General features: G+C 68.6%; 22 protein-coding genes and 1 riboswitch. Of the genes, 4 read left to right on the forward strand and 18 right to left on the reverse strand.

Annotated features, from left to right (window positions below; translation table 11 throughout):
* Positions 1 to 10 precede the first annotated feature (10 nt).
* A complete protein-coding gene (petA, locus tag OCH239_RS08030) occupies positions 11 to 574 on the reverse strand; it encodes a ubiquinol-cytochrome c reductase iron-sulfur subunit (protein WP_037260780.1) in 564 nt (187 codons plus the stop codon).
* A 226-nt stretch (positions 575 to 800) separates the two neighbouring features.
* On the opposite strand from petA, the gene OCH239_RS08035 reads away from it, so the two are divergent.
* A complete protein-coding gene (locus tag OCH239_RS08035; protein WP_037260783.1) occupies positions 801 to 1,472 on the forward strand; it encodes an outer membrane protein in 672 nt (223 codons plus the stop codon).
* A gap of 79 nt (positions 1,473 to 1,551) precedes the next feature.
* On the opposite strand, the gene OCH239_RS08040 is transcribed toward OCH239_RS08035, so the two are convergent.
* The 6 genes from OCH239_RS08040 to OCH239_RS08065 form a co-directional block, all read right to left on the reverse strand.
* Positions 1,552 to 2,157 (reverse strand): glutathione S-transferase, encoded by a 606-nt coding sequence (locus tag OCH239_RS08040; protein ID WP_037260786.1) that lies wholly within the window; start codon positions 2,155 to 2,157, stop codon positions 1,552 to 1,554.
* A gap of 61 nt (positions 2,158 to 2,218) precedes the next feature.
* Entirely contained in the window at positions 2,219 to 3,145 is a 927-nt protein-coding gene (locus tag OCH239_RS08045; RefSeq protein ID WP_037260790.1) for a tyrosine recombinase XerC, read from the reverse strand.
* Positions 3,142 to 3,849 carry a DUF484 family protein gene (locus OCH239_RS08050; protein ID WP_037260918.1) on the reverse strand — a complete coding sequence of 236 codons (708 nt, stop codon included), beginning with the start codon at positions 3,847 to 3,849 and terminating at the stop codon, positions 3,142 to 3,144. Before OCH239_RS08050 ends, OCH239_RS08045 begins: the two co-directional genes overlap by 4 nt.
* Positions 3,850 to 4,000: 151 nt before the next feature.
* The gene (locus tag OCH239_RS08055) at positions 4,001 to 4,699 is read right to left on the reverse strand and encodes a thiamine ABC transporter ATP-binding protein (protein WP_037260793.1); all 699 of its coding nucleotides are present in this window, start codon (positions 4,697 to 4,699) and stop codon (positions 4,001 to 4,003) included.
* Positions 4,686 to 6,200, reverse strand: coding sequence for an ABC transporter permease family protein (locus OCH239_RS08060; protein ID WP_037260794.1), 1,515 nt, complete (start codon positions 6,198 to 6,200; stop codon positions 4,686 to 4,688). The genes OCH239_RS08055 and OCH239_RS08060 overlap by 14 nt, the downstream gene beginning before the upstream one ends.
* Positions 6,176 to 7,159, reverse strand: a complete 984-nt coding sequence (locus tag OCH239_RS08065) for a thiamine ABC transporter substrate-binding protein (RefSeq protein ID WP_037260796.1) — start codon at positions 7,157 to 7,159, stop codon at positions 6,176 to 6,178. Before OCH239_RS08065 ends, OCH239_RS08060 begins: the two co-directional genes overlap by 25 nt.
* Positions 7,160 to 7,203: 44 nt before the next feature.
* A riboswitch (TPP riboswitch) is annotated at positions 7,204 to 7,323 on the reverse strand.
* Positions 7,324 to 7,457: 134 nt separating this feature from the next.
* Here OCH239_RS08065 and OCH239_RS22595 point away from each other — a divergent pair.
* Both OCH239_RS22595 and aroC read left to right on the forward strand, forming a co-directional pair.
* Positions 7,458 to 7,598 (forward strand): hypothetical protein, encoded by a 141-nt coding sequence (locus OCH239_RS22595; protein WP_157577825.1) that lies wholly within the window; start codon positions 7,458 to 7,460, stop codon positions 7,596 to 7,598.
* Positions 7,599 to 7,660: 62 nt separating this feature from the next.
* The gene (aroC, locus tag OCH239_RS08070) at positions 7,661 to 8,761 is read left to right on the forward strand and encodes a chorismate synthase (protein WP_037260798.1); all 1,101 of its coding nucleotides are present in this window, start codon (positions 7,661 to 7,663) and stop codon (positions 8,759 to 8,761) included.
* Between the two features lie 113 nt (positions 8,762 to 8,874).
* Here aroC and ureG read toward each other — a convergent pair whose 3' ends face one another.
* The 11 genes from ureG to tsaA all read right to left on the reverse strand — a co-directional run bounded on the left by ureG (position 8,875) and on the right by tsaA (position 16,167).
* The gene (ureG, locus tag OCH239_RS08075) at positions 8,875 to 9,510 is read right to left on the reverse strand and encodes an urease accessory protein UreG (protein ID WP_037260800.1); all 636 of its coding nucleotides are present in this window, start codon (positions 9,508 to 9,510) and stop codon (positions 8,875 to 8,877) included.
* A gap of 13 nt (positions 9,511 to 9,523) precedes the next feature.
* Entirely contained in the window at positions 9,524 to 10,156 is a 633-nt protein-coding gene (locus OCH239_RS08080; RefSeq protein WP_037260802.1) for an urease accessory protein UreF, read from the reverse strand.
* On the reverse strand, positions 10,146 to 10,646 hold the full coding sequence (ureE, locus tag OCH239_RS08085; protein ID WP_037260804.1) for an urease accessory protein UreE: 501 nt from the start codon (positions 10,644 to 10,646) through the stop codon (positions 10,146 to 10,148). Before ureE ends, OCH239_RS08080 begins: the two co-directional genes overlap by 11 nt.
* A gap of 40 nt (positions 10,647 to 10,686) precedes the next feature.
* Positions 10,687 to 10,911, reverse strand: coding sequence for a hypothetical protein (locus OCH239_RS08090; protein ID WP_037260808.1), 225 nt, complete (start codon positions 10,909 to 10,911; stop codon positions 10,687 to 10,689).
* A 121-nt stretch (positions 10,912 to 11,032) separates the two neighbouring features.
* Positions 11,033 to 12,745, reverse strand: a complete 1,713-nt coding sequence (gene ureC / locus OCH239_RS08095) for an urease subunit alpha (protein ID WP_037260811.1) — start codon at positions 12,743 to 12,745, stop codon at positions 11,033 to 11,035.
* Positions 12,746 to 12,802: 57 nt separating this feature from the next.
* Positions 12,803 to 13,753, reverse strand: coding sequence for a hypothetical protein (locus tag OCH239_RS22600; RefSeq protein WP_157577826.1), 951 nt, complete (start codon positions 13,751 to 13,753; stop codon positions 12,803 to 12,805).
* A 133-nt stretch (positions 13,754 to 13,886) separates the two neighbouring features.
* On the reverse strand, positions 13,887 to 14,192 hold the full coding sequence (locus OCH239_RS08105; RefSeq protein WP_037260817.1) for an urease subunit beta: 306 nt from the start codon (positions 14,190 to 14,192) through the stop codon (positions 13,887 to 13,889).
* Positions 14,189 to 14,356 (reverse strand): LPXTG cell wall anchor domain-containing protein, encoded by a 168-nt coding sequence (locus OCH239_RS22605; protein WP_157577827.1) that lies wholly within the window; start codon positions 14,354 to 14,356, stop codon positions 14,189 to 14,191. The genes OCH239_RS08105 and OCH239_RS22605 overlap by 4 nt, the downstream gene beginning before the upstream one ends.
* A gap of 37 nt (positions 14,357 to 14,393) precedes the next feature.
* Complete coding sequence (locus OCH239_RS08110; protein ID WP_037260820.1) at positions 14,394 to 14,696, reverse strand: urease subunit gamma; 303 nt, start codon at positions 14,694 to 14,696, stop codon at positions 14,394 to 14,396.
* Positions 14,697 to 14,703: 7 nt separating this feature from the next.
* Positions 14,704 to 15,402, reverse strand: a complete 699-nt coding sequence (locus OCH239_RS08115) for an urease accessory protein UreD (RefSeq protein ID WP_244430324.1) — start codon at positions 15,400 to 15,402, stop codon at positions 14,704 to 14,706.
* Between the two features lie 279 nt (positions 15,403 to 15,681).
* On the reverse strand, positions 15,682 to 16,167 hold the full coding sequence (tsaA, locus tag OCH239_RS08120) for a tRNA (N6-threonylcarbamoyladenosine(37)-N6)-methyltransferase TrmO (RefSeq protein ID WP_037260826.1): 486 nt from the start codon (positions 16,165 to 16,167) through the stop codon (positions 15,682 to 15,684).
* A 101-nt stretch (positions 16,168 to 16,268) separates the two neighbouring features.
* On the opposite strand from tsaA, the gene OCH239_RS08125 reads away from it, so the two are divergent.
* Positions 16,269 to 17,147, forward strand: a complete 879-nt coding sequence (locus OCH239_RS08125; protein ID WP_037260829.1) for a helix-turn-helix transcriptional regulator — start codon at positions 16,269 to 16,271, stop codon at positions 17,145 to 17,147.
* Positions 17,148 to 17,150: the final 3 nt, after the last annotated feature.

The following is a 17,150-nucleotide window of genomic DNA, read 5'->3' on the forward strand; positions in this document are numbered from 1 at the left end:
TTTTCCTCCCTTAACCCAGGACGATCGTTGTTTCGTCGGCGAACTCGGCGACCGGCACCGGCAGGTTCTGCGGTGCGGGTCCGCGGCGGATGCGGCCGGCGGTGTCGTAATGCGAGCCGTGGCACGGGCAGAACCAGCCGCCGAAATCGCCGGCTCCGTCCCCGAGAGGCACGCAGCCCAGATGTGTGCACACGCCCATCATCACGAGCCACTGGCCTTCGGGGTCGAGAGTGCGGTTCTCGTCCGTCGCGTCGGCTTCGCCCTGGATGTTCGCGTTGCGCGCGATCGGATCGACGAGCTGCGACAGGTCGACCTCGCGGCCCTGCTCGATCTCCTCGGCGGTGCGGTAGCGGATGAAGACCGGCTTGCCGAGCCACTTCACGGTGATCTGCGAGCCTTCGTTGACGCCCGAGACATCGACGCGGATCGACGACAGGGCACGCACGTCGGCCGAAGGGTTCATCTGGTTGACGAGGGGCCAGACCGCCGCACCGGCCGCCACCGTCCCGGCACCCGCTGTGGCGTAAAAGAGGAAATCCCTCCGGGTGCCTGCGTGATCGTCTGCGTGGGACACGAGATCATCTCCATTCCTGAGCCCGCAGCGGGGCGCGCATTATTCGGTGGGCCGCTTGTGCGCAGACGCAATGCGGCTCATGCGGCCGCTGTTTAACGAGGCCGCCCGGTCCCGTCCAGAAGTCAAAAGAGCGCAATTCGGCAAAGCGCTCTTGTGTCGCGGTTGAGCGGAACCACTTAAGCGTATAACGCTTTGTCGGAAGCGGCACTCTCCCTTGGGGTATACGATGAAGACGAACATTTCCGCGGCGGCGGCCATTGCTGCGCTGTCGCTTTTCTGCACCACCTCGAGCGCGACCGCACAGGACTTCGAGTTCTCGCTCTATTCGGGCTGGCAGACCTCTCCTCACAGCCGGATCAACGGCGACTATCCCGGCACGGGCGAGGATATCGACGCGTTGATCGGCTGGGAAGGCCGCTCCTTCGAGATGCCCATCTATTACGGTATCCGCGGCACCTGGTGGCGGACCGACCGGCTCGGCTTCGGCGCGGAATTCACCCACACCAAGGTCTACGCGCCCGACGACGATAAGGACGACGCGGGGTTCGACCGCCTCGAATTCACCGACGGCCTCAACATCGTCACGGCGAACGCGCTCTACCGCTGGCCCGACCGCTTCAATTCCCTGACGCCTTACGTCGGCGGCGGCGTCGGTCTGTCGCTGCCGCATGTGGACGTGGACAGCTCCAACGGGTTCGACACCTACGAGCTTCAGATCGGCGGCCCTGCGATGCGGCTGATGGCCGGCGCGAGCTACGACATCACCGAGCGCGTCTCGCTCTTTGGCGAATACCAGTTCACCGCGTCGCACAACGAGGTCGAGCTCGAGGGCGACGGCTCCATCGAGTCGAACATCAAGACCAACGCGGTGAATTTCGGCCTGACGCTGAAGTTCTGAGGACGCGGGGCGCCCTCGCCGGGCGTCCGTTCTTCTGGGCGCCGCGCTGCATTCGATCATGCGGCGCAGCGTTTTAGCCTCAGGCGGGCGCAGTCTCCGTCATGGACGGGCGCTGCGCGAACGCCGACTGCCACTCGGCGAGCTGGGGATGACCCGCGCGCCAGTCGCGGTCCGCCAGCCGCAGGTCGAGATAGCCGAGGGCACATCCCAGAGCCACCTGCGCCATCGTCACGCGGCCTTTCAGCAGCGAAGTCCAGCGCTCCTCCAGCGCGTCGAGCGCGCGCGCGATCTTGGCCCATTGGGCCTCGCGCCAGGGCTCATGCACCTTGTCCTCGGGACGCAGGCGCACCTCGTAGGTCATTGCCAGCGCCGCCTCCGCGATGCCGTGCGCCAGCGCCTCGAGCGTCAGAACCTCCCAGAGCCGGCTTTCCGGATAGAGCCCCGCCCCGCACCGCGCGTCGAGATACCGACAGATGACGCGGCTGTCGTAGATCGCAGGCCCCTCGTCGCGCGCAAGCGCCGGCAGCTTGCCGATCGGGTTCGCCGCCGCCAGCCCCGTGTCGGGCTCCATCGGCGTGCTCTTGACGTTACGGATCTCGGTCTTCGCCCCGAGGCCGGTCTCGTGCAGGCACACCCTCACCATGCGCGCAAAGGGCGAGGCATCGGAGGAATAGAGCGTTAGCATCGCGGATCTCCCGGGTTCGGTCAGCCGCGAGCCTATGGCGCGGCCGGGACGGGCGAAAGCCCTATCCGCCCTTGGGGTGCGCCGCCGCATAGACGCGCATGAGATGGGCGCTGTCGACCGAGGTATAGGCCTGCGTCGTCGAGAGCGAAGCGTGGCCGAGGAGTTCCTGGATCGCCCGCAAATCGCCGCCCGAGGCCAGAAGGTGCGTCGCGAAGCTGTGCCGGAACGCGTGCGGCGTCGCGCTCGAAGGCAGGCCGAGCTGCGCGCGCGCCTTCTCGGTCGCCGACCGGACGAGCCGGGGATTGAGAGGGCCGCCTTTCGCTCCGCGAAAGAGCGCATCTCCTGCCGTCATCTCGAAGGGGCAGACCGCGATATACTCCTCCACCGCCCGCCGCGCGACGGGCAGCAGGGGAACGAGCCGCTCCTTCCCGCCCTTGCCGAGGATTCGAAGGGATTGCCCCATCGGCAGATCGGCCCCTGTCAGCCCGAGCGCCTCGGAGATCCGCAGACCGCAGCCCCAGAGTAGCGTGATGACCGCGACATCGCGCGCGGCGATCCAGCCCTCGCCCGCCTGCACCTCGACCGCGCCGATCATGTCGCGGGCGGCCTCCTCGGTCAGCGGACGCGGCAGCTTCTTCTCGAATTTCGGGGCCCGCGCCAACAGCACCGCGGTCGGCTCGAAGCCTTCGCGCTCGGCCAGCCAGCGATAGAACGCCTTCACCGCCGAGAGCTTGCGGGCCATCGTCCGGGCTCCCGCCCCGTCCGCACGCACGGCGGCCATCCACGAGCGCATGTCGCGCGTCTCGATCCGCGAGAGCGGCGCGAGGCCCTGCGGCTCCGCGAAATGGCCCGTCATGAAGGTGATGAAGCCGACAACGTCCGTTCGATACGCGGCGAGCGTCGCCTCGGCGCTGCCCTTGAGCGCCCGGCTCGCCGCGAGCCAGCCCTCGAGCGCATCGCGCGCCTGCGGGCTGATCTCGACTGTCACGAGAGCCAGCGCCGCATGGAGCGCTCGAACACGCCGGCGAAGAAGGCGAGAAGGTCGGTGCCCTGCGCCGGCGAGAATTGCTGCGCATCCTCCGCGCCGAGCACGAGCAGGCCCGGAAGACGTCCGTCGCCGAAATCGAGCTTGAGACAGGCCTCGGAGCCGACCCAGCCTGCGAGCTCGCCATAGACACGTTTGTCACCCTGAGCGAGCTGGCGCAGCGTCACCTGACGCACCGGCGCGTTGCGCCCCTCGCCGATATACTGGTCGACGAAACCGGGCTCGGCCACGGTCAGCACCTCGCCAAGCTTGCGCACCGCCGGCACCTCGCCGCCCTCGCGGCTCTCGAGAACCAACTTCACGCAATCGACCCGCAGGATATCGGCCACGTCGCCACCGAGATCGCGCAGGAAGGTCTCAAAATCGAGCGGATCGAGCAGCCGGAGGATCGCGCGGTGGATCTGGTTTGTGCCGGCGAGATTCTCGTAGGCCGCCGCGATCACCGAGCGGTGGGTCTCCTCGAGTCGGTCGAGCCGTGTTTCAAGCCGCTCCATCGCGATGCCGCGCAGATCGACGATGTTGCTTCCCATCGAGCGCTCGTTCGCGGCGACGAGAGCGCGCATCAGGTCCGCGTCCTCCAGAACGATATCCGGCTTGGCGATGATCGTGTCGCGCAGGGTGTCGTCGATTTGGGCGGGATCGCTCATGGGGGGCCTCGTCTTCTCATCGTTGCGGAAGGCGCGCAGACGAATGATGCGGCCCGTCATGGTCTTGGGCGAATGTCTTGAAGTCCGCAGGCCAAGTCAATCGTGCCGAAGCCCGGCCCTGACCCTGGGTGGCGCATCGGCCACGTGCCGTTCAGGTCCCGAGATAGTCGCGCAGCGCCGGCGGCGGATCGGCAAAAAGCTCCTCCGTCGGTCGCGCGGGTGCAGCCCGCCCCTCGGCGACGACGACGGTCCGTTCGGCGAAGCGGCGGGCGTCCCCCGGATCATGGGTGACGATCAGGGCGAGCGCGCCCATCTCGTCCGCGACTCGGCGCACCTCCGAGAGCATCTCCGCCTTCAGCGCGGGACCGAGCGCCGCGAAGGGCTCGTCGAGCAGCATGACCGGGCGGTTCTGCAGGATCACGCGGGCGAGCGCTGCGCGGCTCTGCTGTCCGCCCGACACCTCCCCGGGGCGGCGCTGCCCGAACCCGCCGAGCCCGACACGAGACAAGGCGGCGTCCCTTCGCTGCGCCTCGGACTTGTCGAGCCGCCCCCCGCGCGGCCGAATGGCGAGCGCGAGGTTCTCGTCGAGACTGAGATGCGGAAAGAGGTTGTTGTCCTGGAAGAGCGTCGCGACCGGACGCTTGCCCGGCGGCAGACCCGTGATGTCCAAGCCGTTCCAGAGGACGCGGCCCGATGCGGGCGTCCTAAATCCCGCGACGGCATCGAGCAGGGTAGACTTGCCCGCCCCGGACGGTCCGATCACCGCGACCCGCCCCGGCGCGTCCAGCGAGAGGTCGGCCGACAGGGCGAAATCGCCCGCTCGGACAGTCAGGGCCTCAAGCGTCAGCAACGCGTCCTCCCCGGTCGAAGAGCCAGAAGAGCGCGAGCGACAGCGCCAGAAGAAGAAGCGCCGCGCCCTGCGCCGCCTCCATCCGGTAGCTGCCCATGAGGCGGTAGACCTGCAGGGGCAGCGTCGCCCGCTCGGGATCGGCAAAGAGCGCGATCACGCCGAGATCGCCCATCGACAGCGCCGCGGTCAGCCCCGCGGCGAATCCGAGCGGCCGGCGCAGGCGGGGCAGAAGGATCCGCGTCAGCCAGAGCCGGGGCGAGAGGCCAAGCGCCGCCGCGAGCCTGCCGTAATCCGTGCGGACGGCTTCTGCCTCGGGACGCAGGATGCGCAGCGCAAACGGCAGGGCGACCAGCGCGTTGACGAGTGCCGTGGCCGGCAGCGCCAGCGCAACCGGGTTCACGTAAGGACGCACGAGAATGAAGAGCCCCGTCCCGAGCACGAGGGGCGAGACGGCGATGCCGAGAAGGCCGACCACCTCTCCGCGCCGCGTGGCAAGCGGCAATGCCCAGATCAGGCAAAGTGCCGTCGAGAGTAGCGCCACGGCGATAGAGTGCAGCGCGGCGCGCCAGACCGGCCAGCCGAGATCCGGGAGCCCCGGCGCTCCGTTCAGCGCGACAAGCGCGAGTGGGGTCAGAAGGAAAAGAGCGGCAAGCCCGATGGCGAATGCGTCGAGTGCGCGGGCCGGGCCCCGTGCGGCATCCCAGCGCGGCACCACACGGTCGAGCCCTGCGCCCTGCCCTGCCCGGCCCGAGAGCCGCAGTGCAACCAGCCCGGCCGCGAGCGCGAGCGCCAGTTGCAGGCAGGCCAGCATGGCCGCGCGCCCGAGATCGAAATCGAACCGGAGCGCCTGATATATGGCGAGCTCCACAGTCGTCGCGCGCGGCCCGCCCCCGAGCGTCAGGGCGACGGCAAAGGACGAGAGGCAGATGACGAAAATGACCGCCGCCGCCTGGGGCCCGATCCGGACGAGCATCGGCCATTCGATCACCCGGAACATCTCTCGCGAGCTAAGGCCGAGCGAGGCGGCGAGACGGAACCGCTCGCCCGGAATGGCGAGCCAGCCCTGCAGGATCATCCGCGTGGCGAGCGGCAGGTTGAAGAAGACATGCGCGAGGATCACCCCATGCGCCCCGTAGATGGTCATGCCGGGGACCCCGAGCACATCGAGTCCGCGGTTCACGAGGCCGGACGCGCCGAAGACCGAAACCAGCCCCAGCACCGCGACGATCACCGGCAGGATGAACGGCGCGCCGAGAAGCGTCACGAGAAGCGAGCGCCCCCGAAAGCGGCGCCGCGCCAGCGCGCGCGCCACCGGGATGGCGAGAAGGACGCTGAGCGCCGCCGACAGCATCGCCTGCCAGAGCGTGAAGCGAAGCGCCTGCCACGCGCCCGGCCCGAACGCCGACAGCCCGTCGGCCCGCCAGAGCACCGCTCCGACGGGCACCAGCGTCAGGGCGCAGACGAGCGCCCCCGCGATCAGCGCGAGAGGGCGCTGCGCCATGCCTCGATCGCCTGATCCTTGAGTTCGGCGGCCTCGTCCTCGGTGTAGAACAGCACCTTTTCGGGAAGCTCGAGCTGCCGGAAGCCCTCGGGCCAGTCCTCCCGCGGGAGCTTGGCCGGGAACGACCAGTTGCCTGTCGCGATCATGGACTGGAAATCCTCGCTGAGGACGAAAGCCATGAATGCATCGGCCAGCTCGGGCACGTCGGTCGAGGCGACCTTGGCGGTCAGCTCGGCCATGAAGTAATGCCCTTCGGGGAAGATCGCCGCCTTCACCGTGTCGTCGTCCTCGGCGATGATGTGATAGGCGGGCGAGCTTGTGTAGGAGAGCGCCATGTCCGCCTCCCCGTCGGTGAAGAGGCCGTAGCTCTCCGACCAGCCCTTGGTGACGGTGAGGATGTTGTCCGACAGATCCTCCCAGACCGCTTCGGCCTCGTCGCCGTAGATTGCCTGCACCCAGAGAACGAGCGCGAGCCCCGAGATCGAGGTGCGCGGATCCTGGATCACGATCGACAGATCGTCCGGCGCGTTGCGAAGCTCGTCGAAGCTCTGCGGCGGCTCCGTCACCCGGTCCGTATCGTAGACGAAGGCCGTATGCCCGTAATTGTAGGGCAGGAAGACGTCGTCGCTCCAGTCGACGGGCAGCGTGAGCGTCGACGTGTCCTGCCCGTGCGGTGCGAAAAGGCCGCTCTCTCGCGCCCGCCTGGTCACGTCGGTCGTCAGGCCGAAGACGACGTCGGCCTCGGTGTTGTCGCCCTCGAGCAGCAGCCGCGGCATCAGATCGCCTGTCGAGAATTGCAGATCGCAGTCGCAGCGTGCCTCGAAAAGCTCCTCGATCTTCGGGCCGGGGCCCCATTCCGAAGCGACGTAGTCGCCCGCATAGATCGTGAGCACCTGCTCCTGCGCGGAGACCGCGCCGGCAAGACAGGTGGCCGCTGCAAGGGTCAGGGTGGCTTTCATTGCCGATCCTCCTCTCAAGCGGCGGATGGGCAAGGGGGCGGGAGCTCGTTCCGCAAAACCTTCCCTCCGCCGGTGTTACCCGGTTCAGGTTCAACGGGTTCGCGGGATCTCCCGCATCTCAGCCGTGGGCGCATGCGCACCGTCCGGCACCCCGAGGTACAGATGGACGTAGTGGAGAGCGGGGGGGCGGGCAAGTGGCGTTCGTCCGCGCAATCGTGACCGCGTTGCCCACCCCGGTTGAGCCCGCCGGCCTGGCATGGGACACCTGCCTCCCCGCAACGACCGAAAGGGTCGACCGATGACCGACCAGAAGACACGCCTCAAACAGATCTGGGACCGCCTCAACCCTGCCGAGCCCAGTCCTCTCTATCTCGCCAAGCTGATGGCGTTCATGCTGACCTGCTTCGCAATCGCGCTGCTGATCGGGCACTACACTTGAGAGCCGCCCTTGAGCGCGCCCCGCGCCTCCCCTAACAGGGGGCGGCAAACCGGAGAGCGCACATGTCCCTCAACACCTTCGGCCACGTCTTCCGCGTCACGACCTGGGGCGAGAGCCACGGGCCGGCCCTCGGCTGCACGGTCGACGGCTGTCCGCCGAACGTGCCGCTCGACGAGGCCGGCATCCAGCGCTGGCTCGACCGGCGCAAGCCGGGGCAGAACAAGTACACGACGCAGCGCCGCGAAGCCGACGAGGTGCGCATCCTGTCGGGTGTCTTCGAGGGACACACGACCGGCACGCCGATCCAGCTGATGATCGAGAACACCGACCAGCGCTCGAAGGATTACGGTGAGATCGCCGAGACTTTCCGTCCGGGCCACGCCGACATCGCCTACTGGCAGAAATACGGCATCCGGGACTATCGCGGCGGCGGCCGATCCTCGGCGCGCGAGACCGCGGCGCGGGTCGCGGCAGGGGCGGTGGCGCGCGCGGCGCTCGCCGCGCTGGCGCCCGAGCTCGCGATCACCGGCTACATGACACGCATGGGTGCCCACGGGATCGAGGGCCCGCGCGATTTCGCCGAGGTGGGTGCCAACCCGTTCTGGGTTCCGTCCGCGCAGACGGCCGAGACCTGGGCCTCGTACCTCGACGATCTGCGCAAGTCCGGCAATTCCTGCGGCGCCGAGATCGAGGTGACCGCCTCGGGCGTGCCCGCGGGGCTTGGCGCGCCGGTCTACGGCAAGCTCGACACCGACCTCGCCGCGGCGATGATGAGCATCAACGCGGTCAAGGGCGTCGAGATCGGCGAGGGCATGGCGGCGGCCCGACTGACCGGCGAGGAGAACGCGGACGAGATCTTCCTCGGCAACGACGGAATGCCTGTCTATTCCTCGAACCATGCGGGCGGCGTGCTGGGTGGGATCTCCACCGGGCAGGACGTCGTGGTGCGCTTCGCGGTCAAGCCCACCTCCTCGATCCTGAAGCCCCGCGCCTCCATCACCAAGTCAGGCCAGCCGACCGAGGTGGTGACCAAGGGGCGTCACGATCCGTGCGTCGGCATCCGCGCGGTGCCGGTCGGCGAGGCCATGATGGCCTGCGTGCTGCTCGACCACCTCCTGCTCGACCGCGCCCAGACCGGCGGTGTGCGCGGCGAGATCGGCTGACGCGAAGCGTCGGGCCGCAAGGTTCATCCGCAGCCCTATCCACGACGCCAAGGCCGTGACCGGTCCCAGCCGCTCTCCGCGCAGGTACAGGCCGATCCAGCCGGCATGCTTCCTCACTCGGCAGCCTCCGCACCGAGTGAGAGCCCGCCGACCCCGGCGAGAAGCCCGACGATCTCGTCCACGCCGACACCGTGCTTCAGCTGCGCGAAGACGGTCGGCAGCGCGGGCCGCATGCGGGCGGAATCGCGCTCCATCACCTCGAGCGAGGCGCCCACGTAAGGCGCGAGGTCGGTCTTGTTGACGACGAGGATGTCGGAGCGGGTGATCGCTGGGCCGCCCTTGCGCGGGATCTCCTCTCCGGCGGCGACGTCGATGACGTAGATCGTCAAGTCCGCCAGTTCGGGCGAGAACGTGGCCGAAAGGTTATCCCCGCCGCTCTCGATCAGGACGAGCTCGAGATCGGGCAGCCGCTCCGTCAGCTCCGCGATGGCGGCGAGGTTGATCGAGGCATCCTCGCGGATCGCGGTATGCGGGCAGCCGCCGGTCTCGACGCCCCGGATGCGCTCGAGCGGGAGGATCTGCCGGCGCATCAGAGCTTCGGCGTCCTCCTGCGTGTAGATGTCGTTGGTGATCACCGCCATCGACAGATGCGGGCTGAGAGCCTTGGCAAGCTCGGCGGTCAGCGTGGTCTTGCCGGCGCCGACGGGGCCGCCGATGCCGACGCGGAGCGGGCCGTTGGGAGAAGGCATGTGAGGTCTCCTTTCAGGAACGGAAAAGCCGCACGGGCAGGGTCTCGTGTCGCGCTGACGCGATGTCGATCGCCGGGGCGAAGCCGCCGAGATCGTCCAGGGTAGCGCAGAGCGCGGCGGCGGCCCGGTCCGCGCAGAGAGGTGTCAGCGCGGCGAGGATTCCCTGCCCCTGCGCTTGCCCGAGCGGAACAAGCCGGATCGCGGCGCCGGTGAAGTTGGAACAGGCCGAGAGCAGCGCGGCTTCGAGCGCCTGTCCGGGATCGAGACCGAGCAGGTGCACCGCGCGCCCCGCGGCGACGGGATAAGCCAAGTCCGGCAGATCGAGGCCCCAGACATGGCGCATCGTGGCGGCGAAGGCCGCGCCCTGCAGCGCGGTCTCGCGCCTGCGCTCGGCCGAGCCTGCGAGAGCGATGGCCAACTCGTCCAGCGGCGCGGGCGCGTCTCCGCGCGCGGCATGGGCAAAGATCACCGCATCGGTCCATCCCGCTCCGTGGGCCAGCCAGGTCGAAAGCCAGTCCTGCGCGTCCCCGGCCGAGGTCACGCGGCCCGTCGCCACCAATGTTTCGAGCCCGTGGGAATAGGCGAAGCCGCCCGTCGGGAAGGCGGGCGAGAAGATCTGGTGCAGCGTCAGCCGCTCAATGCTCATGAGCGTGGCTGTGGCTGTGACCGTCCGGCCCCTGCGCGTGGGAATGGTCGTGCCCGTGCGTGCGGCCGTGGCCGTAGGCGCCGCCCTCGGGGGTGAACGGCGCGACGATCTCGGTCACCTCGGCGCCGATCCGCGCCAGCATGTCGGACATGACGTGGTCGCGCCGGATCAGCAGCCGGTCTTCCTCGATCTGGCAGGGCGTGTGGCGGTTGCCGATATGCCAGGCGAGCCGGGTGAGATTGCCCGTGACCGCCAGCAGCGGCTCGGGCGCGGCGTCGACCGCGATTTCCTCGCCGCTTTCGGCAACGAGAACCGAGCCGTGATCGAGCGAGGTCGTATGGGGAAGATCGACCAGCAGGCGGCGCCCGTCTTCGAGCGTCAGCACCTTGCGGCGCAGGAAGCGCGCCTCGTAGTCGAGGCTGACCCGGCCTGCGGGCTCTGCATGGGCGTGCGGGTGAACATGTCGGGAGACGAGGTCGGGGGCGCTCATGTCGCGCCCCCGGCAAGCATGACCGCGGGATCGCCCGCGGTCAGAGATAGTAGCGGTCGCTGAAGACCTTGCGCACGAGGTCGGCGCGCGTCGTGCCGCGCTTGCTCAGCTCGGCGTCGGACATCCCGTTGATCGCCGAGATCTGGCCATAGCGCGGGTTGTTCTCGACGAGAAAGGTCAGGCCCCTGGTCAGGCCCTCCGTCATACGGTCGAGGATCCCCCCGAAGGAGGTGTGTGTTGCGGTTGCGGGTGCACTCTGTGCCATCGATTCGGTCCGTTGCGTCTGTGTCATCTCCTCCCGTGCCCACGAAATAGGCAATGTGAGAACGACACCCAACGGCCAATACTCCATCCCCGCTATGCAGTGACGACATGGAACGGACCTTTCAGAAGAGGAAGTAACGCTGCGCCATCGGCAGGACCGTGGCGGGCTCGCAGGTCAGGAGCTCGCCGTCGGCCCTGACCTCGTAGGTTTCCGGATCGACCTCCATCACCGGCGCGTAATCGTTGAGGACGAGATCCTTCTTGCCGATGCCGCGCGTACCCTTCACCGCGACCGTCGACTTGGCGAGGCCCAGCGAGGCTCCGATGGCATCCGACTGTGCCGCCTCGGAGACGAAGAGCACCGCCGAGCGCTCCACCGACCGGCCATAGGCGCCGAACATGGGCCGCGAATAGACCGGCTGCGGCGTCGGGATCGAGGCGTTCGGATCGCCCATCTGCGCCATCGCGATGGTGCCGCCGATCAGGACCATGTCGGGCTTCACCCCGAAGAAGGCGGGTGACCAGAGCACGAGATCGGCGCGCTTGCCCTCTTCGATGCTGCCAAGCTCGTGAGCCATGCCGTGGGCGATCGCGGGATTGATCGTGTATTTCGCGATGTAGCGGCGGACGCGGAGGTTGTCGTTGTCGCCGGTTTCGCCCGAGAGGCGTCCGCGCTGCTTGCGCATCTTGTCGGCGGTCTGCCAGGTGCGGATGATCACTTCGCCGATCCGGCCCATCGCCTGGCTGTCCGACGCGATGATCGAGAACGCCCCCATGTCATGCAGGATGTCCTCGGCGGCGATGGTCTCGCGCCGGATGCGGCTCTCGGCGAAGGCGACGTCCTCGGGCACGCGCTTGTCGAGATGATGGCACACCATGAGCATGTCGAGATGCTCTTCGATCGTGTTTGCCGTGTAGGGCCGCGTCGGGTTGGTCGACGACGGCAGGACGAAGTCCTCGCCGCATATCTTGATGATGTCTGGGGCGTGCCCGCCGCCCGCGCCCTCGGTGTGGAAGGCGTGGATGGTCCGGCCCTTCATGGCCGCGACGGTGTTCTCGACAAAGCCGCTCTCGTTCAGCGTGTCGGTGTGGATCATCACCTGCACGTCCATGTCGTCGGCCACGGACAGGCAATTGTCGATCGAGCCGGGCGTCGTGCCCCAGTCCTCGTGCAGCTTGAGCGAGCAGGCCCCGGCGCGCACCTGCTCCTCGAGCGCGCCCGGAAGCGAGGCGTTGCCCTTGCCCGCGAGTCCGAAATTCATCGGGAAGGCGTCGAGAGCCTGCAGCATCCGGCCGATATGCCACGGCCCCGGCGTGCAGGTCGTGGCGAGCGTGCCGTGCGCCGGGCCTGTGCCGCCGCCGAGCATGGTGGTGATGCCGGAATGGAGCGCGTCCTCGATCTGCTGCGGGCAGATGAAGTGGATGTGCGAATCGAAGCCGCCGGCGGTCAGGATGCGCCCCTCCCCCGCGATCACCTCGGAACCCGGACCGATGACGATGTCCACGCCCGGCTGGGTGTCGGGATTCCCGGCCTTGCCGATCTTCGCGATGCGCCCGTCCCGCAGACCCACATCCGCCTTGTAGATGCCGGTCGCGTCCACGATCAGCGCATTCGTGATCACCGTGTCGACGGCGCCTTCCGCACGCGAGGCCTGGCTCTGGCCCATGCCGTCGCGGATCACCTTGCCTCCGCCGAACTTCACCTCCTCGCCGTAGGGCCCGGTCAGGTCGCGCTCGACCTCGATGACGAGATCGGTGTCGGCGAGGCGGACTCGATCCCCGGTGGTCGGGCCGAACATCGCCGCATGATCGGCGCGCGAAAGGGTGGCGGGCATGGGACGGGGCTCCTGTCGGTCAGGGGCCGCGACGCGAGCGCCGCGGCCCGGTATAAGTCAGCTCTCCGCGTCCGAGGTCGAGGCCTCGGGCATGGTGGGTGGGGTCGCCGGCTGCCGCCGCGCCCGGCGGCGGGTCCCGGGCTTGGCATCGTCGTCTTTGGCCTCGACTTTCGGCGTCCGCGTCGCGGTGGCGCCGGTCGTGGCGTCGGCCGCCTTGGCACTGGTTTTCGAGGCGGGCTTCACATCGCTGGCGGTTGCGTTGCCGGATGTCGCGGGGGCCGCCTTGTCACTGCTGCCGGAGCCGGACGCCGGGGTCTCGGACTTTGCCGCAGCGGCTGCCGTCTGCGATTTCGGGGTATCGGAAGCATCCTTGGTCTCGGCAGTCGTCGCTGCTGTCTCTGCCTTGCCTTGGGTCGAGACAGTCTGGCCGGTCGCAGTGGACTTCGAGGACGTCGCGGTTTTGGCGGCGTCCGATTTGGACGTATCGGCCTTCGAGCCGCTCCCCTTGGTCTCTGACTTGGCCGCGCTGGCGGTCGAAGCTTTCGGTTTCGACGCCGTCGATGCGCTCGGCTTGGACGTTGTCGAGGCGCTCGATGTCGACTTTGCCGCACTTTTCGCAGCAGGCGTCTCTGCCTTCGCTGCGGTCGCCTTGGTTGTCGTGGCTTTCTTCGCGGTAGTCTTGGCACCTGTCTTGGCCGGAGCATCCCCCGCCTTGGTTCCGGCTGCCGGTGCGGGACTGACGGCGCGTTTCCGTGGTGGAGCAGTGTTGGCCGGAGCGGCCTCGGCCGCCTTCTCGGCCGCGCGGGCGGCGGGCTTCGCGGCATTCCGGGCCACAGGTGCGACGCCGCAGAGGTTCACCGGGCGAGCCATAGGCAGGTCCCAGAACAGCCGCGACTGCTGCAGGGCGGCATCGTAGAAGAACTGAGCGACGCGGAGCTGCGCCCCCCAGGCCTGGCTCGTCCAGACCGCCATTTGGCTTGCAGCGGTCATCGGGGTCATCATCAGCATCTCGTCTCTTCCTTGCGTGATCCGTGGCGATCGGGGCCGGGTGGAGGCTCCACCGCGCGCAGGAAACCATGACGCTGCATCGCAGCACAAGCACTGGTTTTCCGTTGCGGCACCTTGGGCGGTGCCCCGCGCCTCAGAGGGCTCCCATCACCTTCTGATTGAAACCGTAGACACGGCGACCCCCGGAATACGGAATGAGCTGCACCTCCCGCCGCTGTCCCGGCTCGAAACGCACGGCCGTGCCGGCCGCGATGTCGAGCCGGTGCCCGTGCGCCGCGCTCCGGTCGAAGTCGAGCGCCGGATTCGCTTCGGCGAAGTGGTAATGGGAGCCGACCTGCACCGGACGGTCGCCGGTATTGGCCACCATCAGGGTGATCGCCTCGCGCCCCTCGTTCAGGGTGAGATCGCCCGGACCGACGAAAATCTCTCCGGGGATCACCGCCGGTTCCTCCGACGGGCCGCTACAACGCCACCCGCAAGGACGAGCACGGCGAGCGCGCCGACCACCGCGAGCCAGCTTGCGCCGTCATGAGGGTGGACGTGGGCGCCCGGATGGGCAGCGGCCGGTGCCGCGAGGAGGATGAAAGGGGCGCTTCTCAGCATGTGATGTCTCCTTCTGCGGGGCCATCGCCCCGGCATGTCAGCGGATGGGGTTGTGGACGGTGACGAGCTTGGTTCCGTCCGGGAACGTCGCCTCGACCTGCACCTCGGTGATCATCTCGGGCACGCCCTCCATGCATTGCTCGGCGCGGATCACCCGCGCGCCGGCCTGCATCATCTCGGAGACGGAGCGGCCGTCGCGAGCGCCCTCGACCACCGCGTCGGTGATCAGGGCCACCGCTTCGGGATGGTTCAGCTTCACGCCGCGGGCGAGACGCCGGCGCGCGACCTCGGCCGCCATCGCCACCATCAGCTTGTCCTTCTCGCGGGGGGTCAGGTTCATGTCGGTCTCAGATCATCCAGGGTCGGGGCAGCGGCGCGTCGCTCAGCGCCGTCAGAAGGGGCACAAGGGTCCGGCGCATCTCGAAGCCGTCAGGCGCAAGGAGGCGCGCGACGACCAGATCCTCGCTCGGCGCGGACGCTCCCGCGGTGTCCGGCAACCCAGTCCGAATGCTGTCAAGCCGGCCGGACGCGCCGGGCGCGGCGAGGATCAGCGTCGCGACGGCACCTGCACCATCCGCGACATGGGGCCGTCCGAGCGTCGTCTCGGCGTCACCGTCGAGCGCGAGACGGTCGGCATAGACCAGCGTGCCGTCGACGCGGAGATCGATCCGATCCCGCAGATGCAGATCGCGCACCCGCTCGCCCATCGCGGCCCGCCCGAAGATCAGCGTCTCGATCCCGAGGAAGCTTGCGCACCCCGCAAGATCGACGGAGAGCGTCCGGTCGAGCGAGCCGCGGTCGAAGAGGATCGTCTCCTGGGGCAGCCAATGCAGCATCGCGCCCTGGCCCGCCGACAGCCGCGTCCTGACCCGGCCGGGCGCTCCGGGCACCGCGCGGTAGATCCGTTCGGCGGCCTGCGTGGTCAGCGCGACCTTGGCCTCCGGCGCGACCTCAACGGAGAGGGAAAAGTCGTCCCCGCCGGTGATGCCGCCCGCGGTGTTCAGCCAGACCGCCTGCAGCGCATCGCCCTGCGGATGGGGAAACATCAGCTTGGACGATCCGCTCTGCATCAGGTCGGCAATGACCGACGACTCCCCCCGGCGCCGCACGGCGAGCCGTGCGCGGCCATGGGCGCGCTGCGCCGCGTTCTGCCCTATGCCCTGATCGTATGGAATGATCCGCCCCTCGCCTGATTGCGACTATCCTTCACGGCTCGGGCGGGAGCGGCAATCCGGTCGGGCGCCGCAGGTCGGGCAATGACCCGTCCGCGCTGCGATCGCCGCTCAAAACTTATGCAACGCGCCCGAAAAACAGGCGCCCAGGAATCACCTCTCGTCGGCGGCCTTAAGCGGCGCCTGCGGAGAGAAGCTGCAGGCCTCGGGCTTGATGTCGAGAAGCGGCGTTCCGTCGATGCAATCGAGCCCGCGGACGATCAGCACATGGCCTTCGCGCCGCACGATCCTGACGCGCGAAAGGCCGATCGGGTTCGGCCGTACAGGAGAGCGGAGCGCAAACGTCCCCGTGACTCGCCCATCGGATTTCGGGCTCTGATGCACGAGATCGCGCCGCGAGCGGTCGAGCCAGTAGAGCACGTCGGCGCGAGCGAAGCCTTCCGCCAGTCCGTCGAGCGCCGGCGCCAGCTCGGGCAGAAGCTCGAGCGCGCAATCCGGCCCGTCCTCGCGCCCCTGCCGCGGGCAATCGGCGCGGGTCGCGAAGGGGGTGCGGATGCGCCCGATGAAGCGGAGCTCGGCATCGCCCGGCGGTCCGAGATCGAGCACGCGCTCGCCGTCGCGAAGTGTCGTCTTGGTCATCGGGCACCCTCCGGAGTTCTTTCGCACAGACGATGCCGCCACGAGGGCCTCCGGGCAAGTCGCCGCCTTGTCGCGCCGGCCCGCCCGGTGCATCCTCGCGCATGATGCAGACCTCCGCTCCAGACCCCGAATATCTCACCGTCCGCGAGCTCGCCGACCTGTTGCGTATCAAGGAGCGCAAGGTCTACGACCTTGCCGCCTCCGGCGACGTGCCCTGCGCAAAGGTGACGGGGAAGCTGCTCTTCCCGGCCCGCGACATCCGCGCGTGGATCGCGTCCGGAACGCTCAGCGGCAGCGCCCCTCCGAAAGCGCGACCGATGGTGTTTCTCGGCTCGCACGATCCGCTTCTCGACTGGACGCTCCGACAGGCTCAGACCGGGCTCGCGACGTATTTCGAAGGCAGTTCGGGCGGGCTGCGCCGCTTCTGCGCTCGTGAGGGCGTGGCGACGGGCCTGCACCTCTTCGACAGCGGAGAATGGAACATTCCCGTCGTCGCGAAAGAGGCCTCGGGGCAGGACGCGGTGCTGATCGCCTTCGCGGCCCGCAGACGGGGCATCGTGACGCGCGCCGATAGTTCGGTGACAGACATTCCCGGCCTCGAGGGGCGCAGGCTCGTGCCGCGCCAGCCCGGCTCCGGCACCGAATCCGTCTTCGGCCATCTGCTGAACCAAGCCGGCCTCTCCCGGGCATCGCTGGACCTGGCTCCGCCGGCGCTCAGCGAGCAGGACGCGGTCATGGCGGTCCAGCAGGGCGCTGCGGAGGCGACCTTCGGTCTCGAGGCGCTCGCCGCCGCCCATGGGTTGCGGTTCGTGCCGCTGATCGAGGAGCGCTTCGATCTGCTGATCGACCGGCGCGCCTATTTCGAACCCGAGATGCAACGCCTGATCGCGTTCCTCGGCAGCGCCGCCTTCAGCGATCAGGCCGCGCGCCTTGGCGGCTACGACACCTCCGAGGCGGGCAGCGTCCGCTGGAACGGCTGAGGG

The organism is Roseivivax halodurans JCM 10272 (assembly GCF_000521785.1).
GTDB lineage: Bacteria > Pseudomonadota > Alphaproteobacteria > Rhodobacterales > Rhodobacteraceae > Roseivivax > Roseivivax halodurans.

Bases quoted from the DNA above. Each gene is read 5' to 3' on its own strand.
- OCH239_RS08035 (WP_037260783.1), top strand. From the start codon at position 801: ATGAAGACGAACATTTCCGCGGCGGCGGCCATTGCTGCGCTGTCGCTT.
- OCH239_RS08040 (WP_037260786.1), bottom strand. From the start codon at position 2,157: ATGCTAACGCTCTATTCCTCCGATGCCTCGCCCTTTGCGCGCATGGTG.
- OCH239_RS08050 (WP_037260918.1), bottom strand. From the start codon at position 3,849: ATGAGCGATCCCGCCCAAATCGACGACACCCTGCGCGACACGATCATC.
- OCH239_RS08060 (WP_037260794.1), bottom strand. From the start codon at position 6,200: ATGGCGCAGCGCCCTCTCGCGCTGATCGCGGGGGCGCTCGTCTGCGCC.
- OCH239_RS08065 (WP_037260796.1), bottom strand. From the start codon at position 7,159: ATGAAAGCCACCCTGACCCTTGCAGCGGCCACCTGTCTTGCCGGCGCG.
- OCH239_RS22595 (WP_157577825.1), top strand. From the start codon at position 7,458: ATGACCGACCAGAAGACACGCCTCAAACAGATCTGGGACCGCCTCAAC.
- aroC (WP_037260798.1), top strand. From the start codon at position 7,661: ATGTCCCTCAACACCTTCGGCCACGTCTTCCGCGTCACGACCTGGGGC.
- ureG (WP_037260800.1), bottom strand. From the start codon at position 9,510: ATGCCTTCTCCCAACGGCCCGCTCCGCGTCGGCATCGGCGGCCCCGTC.
- OCH239_RS08080 (WP_037260802.1), bottom strand. From the start codon at position 10,156: ATGAGCATTGAGCGGCTGACGCTGCACCAGATCTTCTCGCCCGCCTTC.
- ureE (WP_037260804.1), bottom strand. From the start codon at position 10,646: ATGAGCGCCCCCGACCTCGTCTCCCGACATGTTCACCCGCACGCCCAT.
- OCH239_RS08090 (WP_037260808.1), bottom strand. From the start codon at position 10,911: ATGGCACAGAGTGCACCCGCAACCGCAACACACACCTCCTTCGGGGGG.
- ureC (WP_037260811.1), bottom strand. From the start codon at position 12,745: ATGCCCGCCACCCTTTCGCGCGCCGATCATGCGGCGATGTTCGGCCCG.
- OCH239_RS22600 (WP_157577826.1), bottom strand. From the start codon at position 13,753: ATGCTGATGATGACCCCGATGACCGCTGCAAGCCAAATGGCGGTCTGG.
- OCH239_RS22605 (WP_157577827.1), bottom strand. From the start codon at position 14,356: ATGCTGAGAAGCGCCCCTTTCATCCTCCTCGCGGCACCGGCCGCTGCC.
- OCH239_RS08110 (WP_037260820.1), bottom strand. From the start codon at position 14,696: ATGAACCTGACCCCCCGCGAGAAGGACAAGCTGATGGTGGCGATGGCG.
- OCH239_RS08115 (WP_244430324.1), bottom strand. From the start codon at position 15,402: ATGTTTCCCCATCCGCAGGGCGATGCGCTGCAGGCGGTCTGGCTGAAC.
- tsaA (WP_037260826.1), bottom strand. From the start codon at position 16,167: ATGACCAAGACGACACTTCGCGACGGCGAGCGCGTGCTCGATCTCGGA.
- OCH239_RS08125 (WP_037260829.1), top strand. From the start codon at position 16,269: ATGATGCAGACCTCCGCTCCAGACCCCGAATATCTCACCGTCCGCGAG.